The sequence below is a fragment of the Rhizorhapis sp. SPR117 genome, assembly GCF_021742065.1.
Genome location: NZ_JAKKIE010000030.1, coordinates 14,068 through 28,903, shown reverse-complemented (window position 1 = coordinate 28,903; position 14,836 = coordinate 14,068). Strand labels below are relative to the sequence as shown.

12 protein-coding genes are annotated in these 14,836 nt (G+C 66.0%); 5 read left to right on the top strand and 7 right to left on the bottom strand.

The annotated features are described in order from the left end of the window. Position 1 precedes the first annotated feature (1 nt). From L3X40_RS12630 to L3X40_RS12610, 5 genes are all read left to right on the top strand, one after another. Positions 2 to 1,774, top strand: coding sequence for an ATP-binding cassette domain-containing protein (locus L3X40_RS12630; RefSeq protein ID WP_092959510.1), 1,773 nt, complete (start codon positions 2 to 4; stop codon positions 1,772 to 1,774). Further along, the gene (locus L3X40_RS12625) at positions 1,771 to 2,928 is read left to right on the top strand and encodes an ABC transporter permease (RefSeq protein WP_237365946.1); all 1,158 of its coding nucleotides are present in this window, start codon (positions 1,771 to 1,773) and stop codon (positions 2,926 to 2,928) included. The genes L3X40_RS12630 and L3X40_RS12625 overlap by 4 nt, the downstream gene beginning before the upstream one ends. A gap of 6 nt (positions 2,929 to 2,934) precedes the next feature. Further along, a complete protein-coding gene (locus L3X40_RS12620) occupies positions 2,935 to 4,059 on the top strand; it encodes an ABC transporter permease (protein WP_067113248.1) in 1,125 nt (374 codons plus the stop codon). After that, entirely contained in the window at positions 4,056 to 5,513 is a 1,458-nt protein-coding gene (locus L3X40_RS12615; RefSeq protein ID WP_067113245.1) for an efflux transporter outer membrane subunit, read from the top strand. Before L3X40_RS12620 ends, L3X40_RS12615 begins: the two co-directional genes overlap by 4 nt. Before the next feature lie 75 nt (positions 5,514 to 5,588). Then, positions 5,589 to 6,464, top strand: a complete 876-nt coding sequence (locus tag L3X40_RS12610; RefSeq protein ID WP_445177186.1) for a class I SAM-dependent methyltransferase — start codon at positions 5,589 to 5,591, stop codon at positions 6,462 to 6,464. A gap of 7 nt (positions 6,465 to 6,471) precedes the next feature. On the opposite strand, the gene L3X40_RS12605 is transcribed toward L3X40_RS12610, so the two are convergent. The 7 genes from L3X40_RS12605 to L3X40_RS12575 all read right to left on the bottom strand — a co-directional run bounded on the left by L3X40_RS12605 (position 6,472) and on the right by L3X40_RS12575 (position 14,825). Continuing rightward, positions 6,472 to 7,719 (bottom strand): TolC family protein, encoded by a 1,248-nt coding sequence (locus L3X40_RS12605; RefSeq protein WP_067113241.1) that lies wholly within the window; start codon positions 7,717 to 7,719, stop codon positions 6,472 to 6,474. Further along, positions 7,716 to 8,015: a DUF3240 family protein gene (locus tag L3X40_RS12600; protein WP_067113239.1), complete on the bottom strand. Its 300-nt coding sequence runs from the start codon at positions 8,013 to 8,015 to the stop codon at positions 7,716 to 7,718. Before L3X40_RS12600 ends, L3X40_RS12605 begins: the two co-directional genes overlap by 4 nt. Then, positions 8,008 to 11,079 (bottom strand): efflux RND transporter permease subunit, encoded by a 3,072-nt coding sequence (locus L3X40_RS12595; RefSeq protein WP_237365945.1) that lies wholly within the window; start codon positions 11,077 to 11,079, stop codon positions 8,008 to 8,010. The genes L3X40_RS12600 and L3X40_RS12595 overlap by 8 nt, the downstream gene beginning before the upstream one ends. Positions 11,080 to 11,088: 9 nt before the next feature. After that, positions 11,089 to 12,213 carry an efflux RND transporter periplasmic adaptor subunit gene (locus tag L3X40_RS12590; RefSeq protein WP_237365944.1) on the bottom strand — a complete coding sequence of 375 codons (1,125 nt, stop codon included), beginning with the start codon at positions 12,211 to 12,213 and terminating at the stop codon, positions 11,089 to 11,091. Between the two features lie 53 nt (positions 12,214 to 12,266). Next, positions 12,267 to 13,283, bottom strand: coding sequence for a sensor histidine kinase (locus L3X40_RS12585; RefSeq protein WP_067109769.1), 1,017 nt, complete (start codon positions 13,281 to 13,283; stop codon positions 12,267 to 12,269). Beyond that, positions 13,280 to 13,957, bottom strand: coding sequence for a winged helix-turn-helix domain-containing protein (locus L3X40_RS12580; protein ID WP_067109773.1), 678 nt, complete (start codon positions 13,955 to 13,957; stop codon positions 13,280 to 13,282). Before L3X40_RS12580 ends, L3X40_RS12585 begins: the two co-directional genes overlap by 4 nt. 166 nt (positions 13,958 to 14,123) lie before the next feature. After that, on the bottom strand, positions 14,124 to 14,825 hold the full coding sequence (locus L3X40_RS12575; protein WP_237365943.1) for a VIT1/CCC1 transporter family protein: 702 nt from the start codon (positions 14,823 to 14,825) through the stop codon (positions 14,124 to 14,126). Positions 14,826 to 14,836 lie beyond the last annotated feature (11 nt).

The following is a 14,836-nucleotide window of genomic DNA, read 5'->3' as shown; positions in this document are numbered from 1 at the left end:
CATGCTGTCCGGTAGCACAATATCGGACCCGCCACCTGATCGGACCGGTGATGTCGCGGTTGTCATCAATGGTCTGAACAAGCATTTCGGCGGCGCGCCTGCCTTGCAGGACCTCAGCGCGCAGATACGCTACGGCCGCCTGACCGGGCTGGTTGGCCCGGACGGTGCCGGCAAGACCACCCTGATGCGCATCCTGACCGGCCTGCTGGTGCCGAGCAGCGGCCGCGCCACGGTGGCGGGCTTCGATGTGGTGGCCGACAATGACGCCATCCACGTTGCGACCGGCTACATGCCGCAGCGCTTTGGCCTCTACGAAGACCTGTCGGTCCTGGAGAATATGCGCCTTTATGCGCAGTTGCGCGGCATGGACGCCGACGGACACGCCGACCTGTTTGCAGAACTGCTCGACTTCACGCGTCTTGCCCCCTTTACCGGGCGTCTGGCGGGCAAGCTCTCCGGCGGCATGAAGCAGAAGCTGGGGCTCGCCTGCGCGCTGATGGCCCGGCCTGCCGTACTGTTGCTCGATGAACCGGGCGTCGGTGTCGATCCGGTCAGCCGTCAGGATCTGTGGCGCATGGTGCAGGCGCTGACCGACGAGGGGATGGCCGTGGTCTGGTCGACCGCCTATCTCGACGAAGCCGAACGCTGCGACAGCGTGCTGCTGCTCAACGAAGGGCAACTCGCCTATGACGGGCCGCCCGGAGAGTTGACCGCGCGCCTCACAAACCGGAGCTTTCGCCTCGAACAGGTTGGCGATCAGCGGCGGGCCGTGCTTGCCGAGGCGCTCGATCTGGACAGTGTCGGCGACGGGGTGATCCAGGGCGCCGGTGTCCGCGTGGTGTTGCGCGCCAAGGCAGGGACAGAACAGATCAACGCGCTTGCCGACCGGGTCGAGGCGCGGCTCAGAGCGGTGCCCGCCCGCTTCGAAGACGCCTTCATCGATCTCCTGGGCGGCGGCCCGGGCGGCACATCGGCGCTCGCCGAGGGGTTGTCGCCGGTCGAACTTGCTTCAGACGTCGCCGTTTCCTGCCGGGATCTGACGAAGCGCTTTGGTGACTTCACAGCCACAGACACTGTGAGCTTCGAGGTCCGCAAAGGCGAAATCTTCGGCCTGCTCGGGCCGAACGGCGCCGGCAAATCGACCACCTTCAAGATGCTGTGCGGCCTGCTCAAACCCACCAGCGGCGAGGCGCATGTGGTGGGGCTGGACCTGCGCCGGGCGACCGGCGCGGCCAAAGGCCAGCTTGGCTATATGGCGCAAAAGTTCTCGCTCTACGGTTTGCTGTCCGTGCGGCAGAACCTGGAGTTTTCCGCCGGCGTCTATGGTTTGGACGGCGCCGCGCGGCGGGCGCGGATCGACGAGATGATCGACATCTTCGGCCTGCAGCCCTGGCTCTCGGCGGCGCCGGACTCGCTGCCGCTCGGGGTTAAGCAACGCCTGGCGCTGGCCTGCGCGGTGATGCATCGCCCGCCCGTGCTGTTCCTGGATGAGCCGACCTCCGGCGTCGACCCCATCACACGGCGCGAATTCTGGACCCATATCAACGGCCTTGCCCGCAAGGGCGTGACGGTGATGGTCACCACCCATTTCATGGACGAGGCGGAATATTGCGACCGGCTGGCGATGCTCTCCCGCGCCCGGTTGATCGCGCTCGACACGCCGGACGCGCTTAAGCGCCGCGCGGTCAGCGGTCGCCGGCCGGACCCGACCATGGAAGACGCCTTCATTCATCTGGTCGAAGCCGAGGACCGCGCGGAGGGCGTTGCCGCATGACCGGCGCGAGCGGACCGCGAACGGGCCTCCCGGCCATGCGCCGCTTCGACCCAAAGCGGCTTTGGGCGCTGGTACGCAAGGAAAGCCTGCAGGCGATACGTGATCCGTCCACGCTGCTGATCGCCTTCGCCCTTCCGGTCGTGCTGCTGCTCCTGTTTTCCTATGCGGTGTCGCTGGACGTGCGTGCGGTGCGCATCGGCGTCGTGCAGGAATCCGGGTCCGCTTCGGCGCAATCGCTGGCCGCCGCCTTCGCCGGCACCCGCTATCTGGACGTCACCTTCGCTCATGACCGGCGCGAGGTCGCGGAACGGGTCGTCTCGGGCAGCTTGCGCGGCTTTGTGGTGATACCGCAGGATTTCGAGCAGCGCCTGGCCGCGCGCGGCGCGCAGCCTCTGGTGCAGATCATCGCCGATGGCTCGCAGCCCAATACGGCGAACTATGTCGCCAATTATGCACAGGGCGTGGTGCAGAACTGGCGGGGCGGGCTGGATGGCGAAATACCCCGCGCAGCCGTCACGATGGAGCCGCGCTACTGGTTCAACGCCGAACTGGAAAGCCGCCGCGCGCTCGTGCCCGGCGCCATCGCCATTGTCATGACCATCATCGGCACCATGCTGACCGCGCTGGTGGTGGCGCGCGAATGGGAACGCGGCACGATGGAGGCGGTGCTCTCGACGCCCGCATCGGTCGCGGAAATCCTGATCGGCAAGCTCCTGCCCTATTTTGCGCTCGGCATGCTGGCCACGCTTGGCGCGACGACGTTGGCGGTGTTCGTGTTCGGCGTGCCGCTGCGCGGATCGCTGGCCGCGCTCCTGCTGCTTTCGGCCACTTTCATGGTGCCGGCGCTGGGCCAGGGGCTGCTGATCTCCTCCGTCACCCGCAACCAGTTCCTGGCCGCTCAGATCGCGTTGTTTTCGGGCTTTCTGCCGGCCTTCATGCTGTCGGGCTTCCTCTATGAGATCGACGCCATGCCCGCGCCGATCCGGGCCATCACCTGGCTGATCCCGGCGCGCTATTTCGTCGCTTCGCTGAAAACCGTCTTTCTGGCCGGAGACATCTGGGCGATCCTGTTGCCGAACCTGCTGGCGATGGCTGTCATCGGCCTGCTGCTTTTCCTGCTGGCAAAACGCGCCACGCGCAAGAATCTGGAGTGACGAGCCATGGCGCGGCACAATGGCTATCTCTCTATCACCCGATTGCGAGCGCAGTTCATCAAGGAAGTGCTGAGCATCCTGCGCGACCCGCGCAGCCGCATGATCGTGTTCGTGCCGCCGCTGCTGCAACTGCTGGTGTTCGCCTTTGCCGCCACGCTGGAAGTGCGCAATATCGATATCGCCGTACATAATCAGGATGCGGGCCGCTGGTCCCATGAACTGGTGACACGGCTCGATCGGGCCGACTTCATCACCCAGGTGCATCGCGTGACCGACAGCCAGGAGCTGCGGCGCCTTATCGACCAGGGCAAGGTCATCGCGGCGCTCGATATCCAGCCGGACTTTTCGCGCGCAATCGCTGCCGGCGACACTGGCCGCGTCCAGCTGCTGGTCGATGGCCGGCGCAGCAATTCAGGGCAGATCACCGCCAGCTATCTCTCCGCCATCGCCGCCGAAGTCGGCGCGGAGGCAAATGCCGGCACCGGGCCGGCAACGCCGGTGGCGGTGCGCAACTGGTTCAATCCCAATCTGACCTACCGCTGGTTCATCGTGCCCGGCCTCTCCGGCATATTGGCGTTCTTCAGCGCGCTGCTCATAACCTCGCTATCGATCGCCCGTGAGCGCGAACTGGGAACCTTCGATCAATTGCTGGTGTCGCCAACCTCTACGCCGGAAATCATCATATCCAAATCCCTGCCGGCGCTGGTCATCGGCACCATGCTCGGGCTATTGATGATGGCGGCCGCAGCGGGGCCGTTCCAGATACCGTTCAACGGCTCGTTTGGGCTGCTGCTTGTCAGCCTCATTCTGTTCATCCTGTCGGTGGTGGGCATCGGCCTGATGATTTCCGCGATCAGCGCGACCCAGCAGCAGGCCATCCTTGGCGCCTTCGCCATCGGCGTGCCATCCGTTCTGATGTCGGGCTTCGCCACGCCGGTCGAGAACATGCCCATGCTGCTGCAATGGCTGGCTCAGGCGATTCCACTGACCCATTTCCTGATCATCGTCGAAGGCAGCTTTCTGAAAGCGATGACGCCCGGCGATATTCTGGCGAGCCTTTGGCCATTGGCGTTGATCGCGTTGGTATCGCTCACCATGGCCACCATTTTCGTTCGAGGACGGCTGCAATGATATCCACCCCCCATCGACGGTCGCGCGCCGCACTAGTGATAGCCGGCTGCGCCTCGTTGACGGCCTGCGTCGTCGGCCCCGACTATCGCGCGCCGCCTGCCGTTGACACGGGCGGCGGCTGGACGCGGCCAGTTGACCAGGCTTCCGCGCCAGCCGAGCTTGCCCGCTGGTGGTCCACGCTCGGCGATCCTGAACTGGAGAGACTGGTCGACACCGCACTGGCGCAAAATCTCGATATCCGCCAGGCCGCCGCGCGGATCGACGAAGCGCGCGCCCTGCGGGATCGCGCCGCTGGCCGGCAACTGCCCACTGTTGCCGCGGGCGCCAGCGTGAACCGGCGCCGGCAAAGCGAAAACGGGCCGCTGCCGATCGGCACCATTCCCGGCCTCGAGGCGTCGCAGACGATCTATGATGCCGGTTTCGACGCGAGCTGGGAAGTGGACCTGTTCGGCGCCAACCGGCGGGCGCTGGAAGGCGCGAGCACCCGGTTGCAGGCCACGCAAGCCGAAGCGCAGGGCGTGCGCATGAGGATCGCCGCCGAAGTCGCCCGCACATGGTTTGAGGCGACCGGCGCCGGAGAGGAATTGCGCGCGCAGCGAGCGGCAGTCGCGACGTTTCAGCAGACGTTGGAGCTCACACGCAGCCGCGCCGCGCTCGGCGATGTGTCCGGTGCCGATGTGGACGCCGCCCATGAACAGTGGGCCGCGGCCAATGCCCTGTTGCCGGGTATAGAGGCGCGGCAGCGCGGAGCGGTGCTCGGCCTTGGTGTCCTGCTCGGCGCACCGCCGGAACGGGAACTCAAGCTGCTCGATACCGCCGCGCCGGCGCTGGCTTTGCCGGCGCTGCCAGTGGGGGAACGGGCCGACATATTGCGCCGCCGCCCCGATGTTCTGGCTGCTGAACGCCAACTGGCCGCCAGCACCGCCGACATCGGCTTGGCGACGGCGGAACTGTTTCCCAAGCTGTCCATCGGGGCCGGCGGCGGGTTCCAGGCGCTCAGCACAGGCGAATGGTTCGACGGGTCCAGCGCCCGCTTCTCGATCCTGCCACTCATTTCGTGGCGATTGTTCGACGGCGGCCGCGTGCGCGCGGAGATACGCGCCCGTAAGGCCGTTCAACGGCAGGCGGCGCTGGGCTATGAGCAGGCCGTATTGACCGCACTGGGAGATGCCGAGCGCGCATTGGGCGATTATAACGCCGGCCTTGATACAGTGGCGCGTCGGCAAGCGGCGCTGGATGCCTCACGTCGGAGCCTCGGTCATGCCGAGGCACGTTTTGCTGCCGGCGATATCGCGCGGGTGGAGTTGCTGGCGGCCCAGCGCCTCCTGCACGAGGCTGAAACCGCCTATGTCCGCGCGCATGCCACAACTGCTGTGCAACTGGTGGCGGTGTACAAGGCGATCGGCGGTGGCTGGGACTTGTCCAATGCACCGTCCTCGGCTCCGGTTTCGTGACCGGCCATGTCGATTGGCCGCTCACCGCCCTCTGCGTCGTGGGCGGATTTCGATTGATATGATACTGGGAGGGCTATGATGAACAATTCCGGCGGGAACAGCGAAGCGCTGGCCGCGCACGACTGGGCGGGTGAAGCCGGCGCGCGCTGGCTCGGCCAACTCGACCGTTTCGAGAGCATGATCGAGCCGATCGGCGAAGCGCTGCTCGCCCGGGCCGCCTATGCCGCCGGGGAAAGGGTAGTCGATATCGGATGCGGCGGAGGCTGGACGACCAGAAGGATCGCCGCCGCGGTTGGCAACACCGGGCTGGCCCTTGGCCTCGATCTATCGCCCGATCTGGTGGCGGCCGCCAGCGAGCGGGCGCGGCGCACCGGCCTTGCCAATATCCGCTTTGTTCAGGGCGACGCGGCGACGGCCATGCCCGAAGAAGCTCCCTTCGACCGGCTGTTCTCCCGCTTCGGCACGATGTTCTTTCCCAAACCCTATCGCGCCTTCGCCAATCTGCGCCGGATGCTGCGCGCCGGTGGACGGCTCGACATCGCGGTGTGGGCGCCGATCACCGACAATCCGTGGCAACGCAATGTCATGGCCACGATCCGCCGGCATATCGACTTCCCCGCGCCGCAACCGCGCGAGCCTGGTCCCTTTGCGCTGGGCGAACAGGACTATGTAACCGATCTTCTGCAAAGCGCCGGTTTCTCCGACATTGCATTCGACGCCTGGAATGGCGATCAGCGCGTCGGCGGTCCCGGCAGCGATCCCGGCAGCGATCCCGAGAGCGCCACCCGCTTCGTGCTCGATGGGATGCAGATTGGCGATATCGTCCGGGCAAGCGGGGAAGACACGCGCGCGGCCATTCACCGTAGCCTTGTCGAACTGTTCGAGCGCAATCGCGACGGTGAAGGTGTTCACATGGCGGCGAAAGCCTGGCTGGTGCGCGCCCGCGCGTGATGCGACGTCAACCGCCATCGTCATCATGATGTACCCACAGACTGTGGGAATCGATCTCCAGCCTGAGCAGCGCGCGGGCCGCTTCCGATCGCGCCATGATCTCGGACCGGCGCGCTTCATTGGCCTGGCGGCGGGCATAGAGCAAATCGGCAAGGTCTATCTGACCAAGCTGGTAGCCACGCTCGGTTCTGGCAAGCGCGTCGCCGGCGCTTTGCGCTGACAGGTCGGCGCTTTTCCATGCTTCGAGCCGCAAGGTGGCATTGGACAGATCCGCATCGGCAATGGCCGTCACCGTCCGCTGGACGGACATATGCTCAAGCTGTGCGGCATTGCCTTCGGCAGAGGCCCGGTCCGCCGCCGCGCGTCTGTGGCCGCCCCCCAACGGCATCGACATGACTATTCCCGCGCCCTGTTCCATGCCGCTGCGCTCGCTGAACAGCCGGACGCCGAAGGAAGGATCGGCGATCCGGTCCGCGCGAATGCGCCGCGCGACAACCGCCAGCCGCTGCGCTTCGCGATCCGCGGCGCGGATTTCATGGCTGCGTTCGATCACCAGATCCCGCATCGCGGCCAGCCCCTGCGGTGGAAGCGCCGGCACGGCTGTTTCCGGCGGCTCGGCAGGCAGCGGTATTTCGGGGAAGTTAGCGGCCAGCGCCACGCGCGCCTGTTCGCGCGCCGCAAGCGAGGTCGCGACCTGGGCCTGAGCTTGAGCCAGCGCCGCTGTCGCCTGATCGACATCGAGCGCCGCCGCATCGCGCAGGGCAACGCGCCGCCGCAGCGCGGACAGCTCCTTTTCCAGCCAGCGCACCGTGACAAGGTCGTTTCGATACAGCCCGCCGGCGACCAGCCAGTCGTTCCAATAGCCGGACAGCAGCAAGGCCGCCTGATGCCTTGCATCCTCCATCCGGTTTTCCGCGACCTCTATGCCCAGAGCGCCCGCCTCGCGGTCGAGCGCGGCTTTGCCCGGCAGACGGAACGGGCGGCTGATTGTGGCATCGAATTCGTCATAGCCGCCTTCGCGATCGACGCTCCGGCGAACATAGCTGCCGGCAACCGCAATCTCATGGCTTCCTTTGGCCAGCATGTCGCGGTCGGCACGGGCGGCGTCCACCCGTGCCCGCGCGGCCGCCACGCTCGGATGATTGTCCAGCGCTTCGGCAACCTTTTCGACCGGCGGCAAATCGGCGCGCTGGGCAAGAACCCCGGCGGGCGTGAGCAATGCGAGAAACGCCCCGAGGACAATCGGCGATCTCATACGATTCTCCCCCGGGCTGAAACCGGGACGGTATGCCACCGCACCGGCAGCGACCGTTTCGATTGCGTGACCGCGCCTACCAGCGCGCCCAGGGCGCCCTCATCGACAATCAGTTCCAGCGCGCTGCGCCGCAACAGTCCCGAAACCCGTTCCGCCGTGCTGGCGTCGCCGAAGTCCCAGCCGCGCACGGCCTGCTCGGCGATATGGATCGGCGCGTCGCAGGCGGCGCGGAGTGCGTCGGTCACGCTATCGGCGTCATGCGACGCGCAATGGAAGGTCAGGAGGATGTCAGCCATTGTCGGTTTCTCCCGCGCTTTCACCGAAACGCTCGAACAGGATTGGCAGCAGAATGAGCGTCAGCAGGGTGGAGGTGATCAGACCGCCGATCACGACGATGGCGAGCGGCCTCTGGATCTCCGATCCCGGGCCGCTCGCGAACAGCAGCGGCACAAGGCCGAAGGCCGTGATACTGGCGGTCATCAGCACGGGACGAAGGCGGCGTTCAGCGCCGATCCGTACCGTCTCGGCCATGCTTCGCCCATCGGCCCGGAGCTGGCGGAAATAGGTTACCATGACCAGCCCGTTGAGCACCGCGATGCCAAGCAGGGCGATAAATCCCACCGACGCTGGAACCGACAGATATTCTCCCGAAGCCCAGAGCGAGACGATCCCGCCCACCATGGCGAACGGAATGTTGACAAGGATGAGCACGGATGCACGCAGGGAGCGCAGCGTCCCTAAGAGAACGAAGAAGATCAGCAGCAGCGCGATGGGAATGACGAGCGCCAGCCGGGCCGAAGCGCGCTGCTGGTTTTCGAACTGTCCGCCCCAGACGATGCTGTAGCCGGAAGGCAGTTTGACCTTCGCGCCGACCTCGGCCTTCGCTTCATCGACATAGCCGACCAGATCGCGCCCGGAGACGAACGCCTGCACCAGCGCGAAGCGCGACCCGTTCTCATGGTCAAGCTTGACCGGCCCCTCTGTCCGCTCGATCCGCGCCATGTCGCTGACCCGGGCGACAATTCCGGCGGGCGTGTGCAATTGCAGATCGGTAAAGCGGGCGGGATCGGCGCGCAGCGTCTCATCGCCGCGAATGACGATCGGCACGCGCTTCTGGCCATCGGCGACGACGCCGACATGGACGCCTTCGATCTGCGCGCGCAACGCATCCTGTATCTGGTCGACCGGCATGCCGAAGCGCCCGGCGGCGGCGCGGTCGATGTCGAGCTGGAGATAGTCTACGCTGTCATTGGCGACGGTCAGCACTTCGGATGCGCCATCGACGTTTGACAGAATCTCCTGCACCTGACCCGCGAGATCGCCCAGCGTCGCCAGATCCGGCCCGAAAATCTTGACGGCAAGATCGCCGCGCGCACCGGTCAGCATTTCGGAAACCCGCATCTCGATCGGCTGGGTGAAACTCGGCTCGATGCCGGGCAGGCCTGCCATCGCCTTGCGCATATCCTCGACGATGAGATCCTTGTCGCCGCGCCATTCGGAGCGCGGCTTCAGGCGGACGAAGCTGTCGGTCTCATTGGGGCTCATCGGATCAAGTCCGATTTCGTCCGATCCGACGCGCGCGATCACGTCCTGCACTTCCGGCACGCGCATCAATGCGCGCTGCGCGGCCATGTCGCCCTGAACCGACTGGTCAAGATCGATGGAGGGCAGCTTGGTGAGCTGGACGATGATAGAGCCTTCATCCATCGTCGGCATGAAGGTCTTGCCGACCGCGCCATAGGCGATGCCGGCGATGACCAGCCCTGCCGCCGATAGTCCATAAACCAGCCGCTTGCGCGCGAAGGCGCCATCGAGGAGACCCCGGTAGCGGGGACCAAGCTGGCGCATCAGCCACGGCTCACCATGATGGCCGCTTTTCAGGCCGAAGGATGCAAGCACCGGAACGAGCGTGAGCGCGAGCAGGAGCGAGCCGGCCAGCGCAAAGACGATGGTGAGCGCAACCGGCGCGAACAATTTGCCTTCAAGGCCCTGCAGCGACAGCAGCGGCAGGAACACCAGTGCGATGATGGCGATACCGGCCGAGACCGGCACGATGACTTCACTTGCCGCCTGATAGACGAGGTTGAGGCGCGGGGTTCCCTCCTCGTGTGCCCGGCCGAGCCGTTCGACGATATTTTCCACCACCACGATCGACCCGTCGACCAGCAGGCCGATGGCGATGGCAAGACCGCCAAGGCTCATGAGATTGGCCGAAAGGCCCATGCCCTGCATGAAGAGGAAGGTGATGAGCGCCGCCAGCGGCAGAGTGGCGGCGACAATCGCCGCCGCACGCCAGTCGCCAAGGAACAGGATGAGCAGCACGACGACAAGGACGGCCGCTTCGAGCAAGGCTTTCTCGACCGTGCCGACGGCGCGCGCGATCAGGTCGGAGCGGTCGTAAAAAACATCGACATGGGTGCCTGTGGGCAATGTGCTTTCGATTTCCGCAAGGCGGGTGCGGACACCATCCACCACCTGCCGCGCATCGGCGCCGCGCAGGGCGATCACCAGCCCCTGAACCGCTTCGGCCTGACCGTTTTTGCTGACCGCGCCATAGCGCGTCAGGCTGCCGGTTCCGACCGTCGCCAGATCGCCCAGCCGAACGATGCGGTCGTTGCGGCTTTGAACCACCAGTTGCTGTAGATCCTCGACCGACCGGATTGCGCCGACCGCGCGCACGATCAGCGATTCCTCGCCGCTTTTCAGCCGTCCCGCGCCATCGTTACGGTTGCCGCTTTCAATCGCCGTCTGGATGTCCGCGATCGAGAGGCCTGCCGCCGCAAGCGCAACGGGATCGGGGCGGACTTCGAAGGTTCGCACAAAGCCGCCCAGCGCGTTCACATCGGCGACGCCCGGCACGGTGCGAAGCGCGGGGCGGATGGTCCAGTCGAGCAGTTCACGCTTTTGCTGAAGCGAGAGCGGTCCCTCGATTGTGAACATGTAAATGTCCGAAAGCGGTGTGGAAATCGGGGCAAGGCCGCCGCTGACCGACGCGGGCAGATCGGGCAACACGCTCGACAGGCGTTCGGCAACCTGCTGACGCGCCCAATAGATGTCGGTGCCGTCGACAAAATCTATGGTGATGTCGGCAATGGCATATTTGGCGGTGGATCGCAGGATGGCCTGATCGGGAATACCGAGCATTTCCATCTCGATCGGCGTGATGACGCGGCTCTCCACCTCCTCGGGGGTCATGCCCGGCGCCTTCAGGATGACTTTCACCTGCGTCTGGGCGATGTTCGGATAGGCATCGACCGGCAGCGTCACGAAGGCCCAGGCGCCAAGCCCTGCAACCGCGAGGGCGAGCGCGAGAACGAGCAGACGCCAGGACAGCGAGGCGGCGACTAGCGAACGCAACATGGCCCGGACCTATCGCGACAAGGCGAGCGCCTTGAGTGCGCTCGTGCCGGAAATGACCACCTGCTCGCCCGGCCTGACGCCTGAAAGCAGCACGGTTTGTCCCTCGACGGAACCGCCCCCAGATCCACCCAGCGTTACGTCGCGGATCGCATATCCGCCGCCAGTGGCGACGAAGACGATAGTCTTGTCCCCGATCATGGCGATCGCACCAGAAGGCACGCTGACGGCACCGGCCGGGGCTGGGCCGGACAGCGACATGCTGGTCGCGCGGCCGGCGATGATGCCCGGCCCGGCAGGAATCTCGGCCTTGAGAACGACCGAGCGGGTGGCAGGGTCTATCGTCGACCCCACGGCCGTGACCCGGCCGGCGATGTCGGGCTCGATCAATACGGTCATGCCCGGGCGGGCCGTGCCGACGAGCCGTTCGGGCAACTGGCCGACAACCTCATAGCGGTTGGCGGCGTCGATCACGTAAGGCGCGGTGGTTCCGTCCACCGGATTGCCCGTCTGGACGCTGGCGGTCGTGACGCGCCCCGCGATCGGCGCGGTCAGCGTATAAGTGCCGCTCGCGCCCACGCCATTGACCATTTTGAGGATGCGCGCCTTTTCGGCGACATCCGCGCCCGCTTCGGCCGCCAGCGCAACGGCTTCATCGGCGCGCGCGCCAGCGATGATGCCTTCGCGGGCAAGCTGCGAGAGCCGGGCCGCGTTCGACCGCGCCACGCCCGCCCGCGCATTGGCGCGGGTGAGGTCGGCCCCCATGGTCAACACATCGCGGCTGGAAATGATCGCAAGCGGCTGGCCCTGCCGGACCGTATCACCTTCGACCACCAGCGTCCGCATGACCACGCCGGGAAACGTTGCGGCCACCGCCACGCGCGCGTTGGCGGGCGGCTGGATCACCGCCGGAATGACGGCGATGGGCGCTTCAATCGCGGCGATGGCGGGCACAAGGCGGATACCGAGCTGCGCGGCCTGTTTGCGATCAACCGGCAATATGCCCGGCGCCGCTTTCCCGGCTTCAGCGGGTTGGAGGCTGGGCTCAGGGGCCGTGCCGGATCCGGCAAACCACCAGACACCAAGCACCAGCACAATGACGGCAACGCCGGCAAGGAGATAGTTCCGCTTCGACATGGGCTTCGCCTAGTGCGCGAAACTGACGAGACCCTGACGAGGCCAAAATGCGATCAGGCGCCGGGGAAGTGCAATGACAATTCCCGCGCGACAGGATCGGTGGTCAGCTCTCCACCGTGCGCCGCCATGATCCGGTCAACGATCGCCAGACCAAGCCCGGCGCCGTTGGTGCTGGCATGGTCCGCCCGGCTATGCCGCCGCACAAGTTCGCGAAGCCGATCGGTCGACAGGCCCTCTCCGCCGTCACCCACCGCGATCACCGGATCTGGGCCAACCCTTATGGTCACCGTGCTCCCGGTTGGCGTCACCCGGACAGCATTCTCGATGAGGTTCCGCAAGGCGGCGGCGATCGCTTCGCGCCGGCCCCGCGCCACGGGATGCCCGCTACCTGCATCGAGCGTGATGGCTTTCCCTTCCGCGATGATGCCTGGCGCCAGAAGGCTGACGACATCGCGGGCGATCTCGACAAGGGACACGGATTCCAGCGGGAATTGCGCGGCGGATGCGGCGTCAATTTGGGCCAGCAGCATGAGCTGGTCGATCAGGCGACGCATCGCGGCGACGTCATGCTTCAGGCGCGCGGAGTCGTCATGGTCGAGCCGGTCAAATTCGAGCGACAGCACCGCGAGCGGCGTGCGCAGTTCATGCGCGACATCGGCGGCAAAATCTTCCTGGCGCATGGCGGCCTCGTCAAGACGGCCGAGCAGATCGTTGACGGCGTCCGTGAACGGCAAGGCTTCGGCCGGCATATGAGAGGTATCTATCCGAAAGCCGCGTTCATGCCCGCGCGCCGCCTCGATCGCGGTTGCGGCTTCCTCAAGCGAGCCGAAAGCCTGCCGGATCACCCGCCGCACGACGAACGCGACGGGCACCATCAGCACGATCACGGGCAGCGCGACATGCTTCAGCATCTCGCGCGCGGCATGTATCAGCGCGTCCTGCGCCGTCAGATCGTCGAATGTCAGGCTGTAGAAAAAGACCACCGCCGCGAGCAGCAGCAGGGCGCCGACAAGGCCGACGAGCGCAAGCCCCCGGGCAAGCTTACGCGACACGGAGCGCCGATAGGTCATGCCGCGACGTCCTTCAGCATATAGCCGACGCCGCGAATGGTGTGGAGCGCGCCAGTGGCGCCGGCCTCGTCCAGCTTCCGGCGCAAGCGGGATACCGCCGCTTCCACGGCATTGGGCGTCACCGGCTCATTGAAATTGTAGAGCGCGTCCTCGATCATCTCACGACGGACGACGGTCCCCGCGCGCCGCAGCAGCAGTTCCAGCAGGTCCGCTTCCCTGCGCGACAGATCGATAGCGCATTCCCCGCAGCGCGCCGTTCGCGCCGCCGTGTCAAACTGGAGGTTGCCTGCTTCCAAAACAGGCTGCCCGCGCGGGCCGGGGCGGCGGAGGAGCGCGCGAATACGCGCGGCCAATTCGTCGATCTCCACCGGCTTGACGACATAATCGTCGGCGCCGGCGTCAAGCCCTGTGACCCGGTCCTCGAGCGCCCCACGTGCGGTCTGGATGATCGCGGGCGGCATTTGCCGGTACTGGCGGCGGTTCGCCAGCCAGGCGACACCATCGCCGTCCGGCAGGCCGAGATCGAGCACGATCGCGTCATAGACCGCGCCGCCCAGCGCGCTGTCCGCGTCAGACAGGCACGCGGCGATGTCGCAGGAAAAGCCCCGGCGCTCGAGCCCCGAGACCGTGAGATCCGCAAGGCGAGCATTATCTTCGATCACAAGGACGCGCATCTACGCCCGTACTCCCACCATGCCTGAATCCTTTCAATCGGGGCCGTCATCCCTCATATCGCTGTGGCGCATTTGTGCCATGAGCATCGCCTGTCTCCTTGGGCTCCGCCATAGGAGAGATTGCTGACGGCGCGCTGACGAATGCGGGGAAGCGATCACAACCGGGTCAGACAGTCGCTCCGAACAGGCTGCCCACCCCTGCCGTCAACGCCATTGCCAGGGCGCCCCAGAAGGTGACGCGGATGATCGACCGCATGATCGGTGCACCGCCGGCTTTCGCGCCGAGCGCGCCAAGCAGGACGAGGCACAGAAGCGAAACCGCGACCACGAGCGGTATCAACTGCTGCGCTGAAGCGGCAGTAACCACCGCCAGCGGCATGATCGCGCCGGCGCTGAACGTCGCGGCGGATGTAAACGCGGCCTGCAGGGGCCGCGCCGTCGATATGTCGGAAATCCCCAGCTCGTCGCGCGCATGCGTCCCAAGCGCATCGCTCGCCATGAGTTGATCGGCAACCGTGAGCGCAAGTTCGGGCTCCAGACCACGCGACGTATAGATGTCCGCCAGTTCCTGCCGCTCGAATCCAGGCTGCGTGGCAAGTTCGGCCTTTTCGCGGGCCAGGTCGGCCTGTTCGGTATCGGCCTGCGAACTGACCGAGACATATTCGCCGGCAGCCATCGACATGGCGCCGGCGACAAGCGCGGCGATGCCGGCAACGAGAATGCCCGATTGGTCCGTCCCTGAAGCGGCGACACCGACAATCAGGCTTCCTGTGGAAACGATACCGTCATTGGCGCCAAGAACCGCCGCCCGGAGCCAGCCAATGCGCGACACGGCATGACGTTCGGAGTGGATGTGCAAGCGGCTCATAGGATCTCCAG

What these genes read in the sequence shown, in the direction of transcription:
- L3X40_RS12630 (WP_092959510.1), top strand. Translation starts at nt 2, where the DNA reads ATGCTGTCCGGTAGCACAATATCGGACCCGCCACCTGATCGGACCGGT.
- L3X40_RS12625 (WP_237365946.1), top strand. Translation starts at nt 1,771, where the DNA reads ATGACCGGCGCGAGCGGACCGCGAACGGGCCTCCCGGCCATGCGCCGC.
- L3X40_RS12620 (WP_067113248.1), top strand. Translation starts at nt 2,935, where the DNA reads ATGGCGCGGCACAATGGCTATCTCTCTATCACCCGATTGCGAGCGCAG.
- L3X40_RS12615 (WP_067113245.1), top strand. Translation starts at nt 4,056, where the DNA reads ATGATATCCACCCCCCATCGACGGTCGCGCGCCGCACTAGTGATAGCC.
- L3X40_RS12610 (WP_445177186.1), top strand. Translation starts at nt 5,589, where the DNA reads ATGATGAACAATTCCGGCGGGAACAGCGAAGCGCTGGCCGCGCACGAC.
- L3X40_RS12605 (WP_067113241.1), bottom strand. Translation starts at nt 7,719, where the DNA reads ATGAGATCGCCGATTGTCCTCGGGGCGTTTCTCGCATTGCTCACGCCC.
- L3X40_RS12600 (WP_067113239.1), bottom strand. Translation starts at nt 8,015, where the DNA reads ATGGCTGACATCCTCCTGACCTTCCATTGCGCGTCGCATGACGCCGAT.
- L3X40_RS12595 (WP_237365945.1), bottom strand. Translation starts at nt 11,079, where the DNA reads ATGTTGCGTTCGCTAGTCGCCGCCTCGCTGTCCTGGCGTCTGCTCGTT.
- L3X40_RS12590 (WP_237365944.1), bottom strand. Translation starts at nt 12,213, where the DNA reads ATGTCGAAGCGGAACTATCTCCTTGCCGGCGTTGCCGTCATTGTGCTG.
- L3X40_RS12585 (WP_067109769.1), bottom strand. Translation starts at nt 13,283, where the DNA reads ATGACCTATCGGCGCTCCGTGTCGCGTAAGCTTGCCCGGGGGCTTGCG.
- L3X40_RS12580 (WP_067109773.1), bottom strand. Translation starts at nt 13,957, where the DNA reads ATGCGCGTCCTTGTGATCGAAGATAATGCTCGCCTTGCGGATCTCACG.
- L3X40_RS12575 (WP_237365943.1), bottom strand. Translation starts at nt 14,825, where the DNA reads ATGAGCCGCTTGCACATCCACTCCGAACGTCATGCCGTGTCGCGCATT.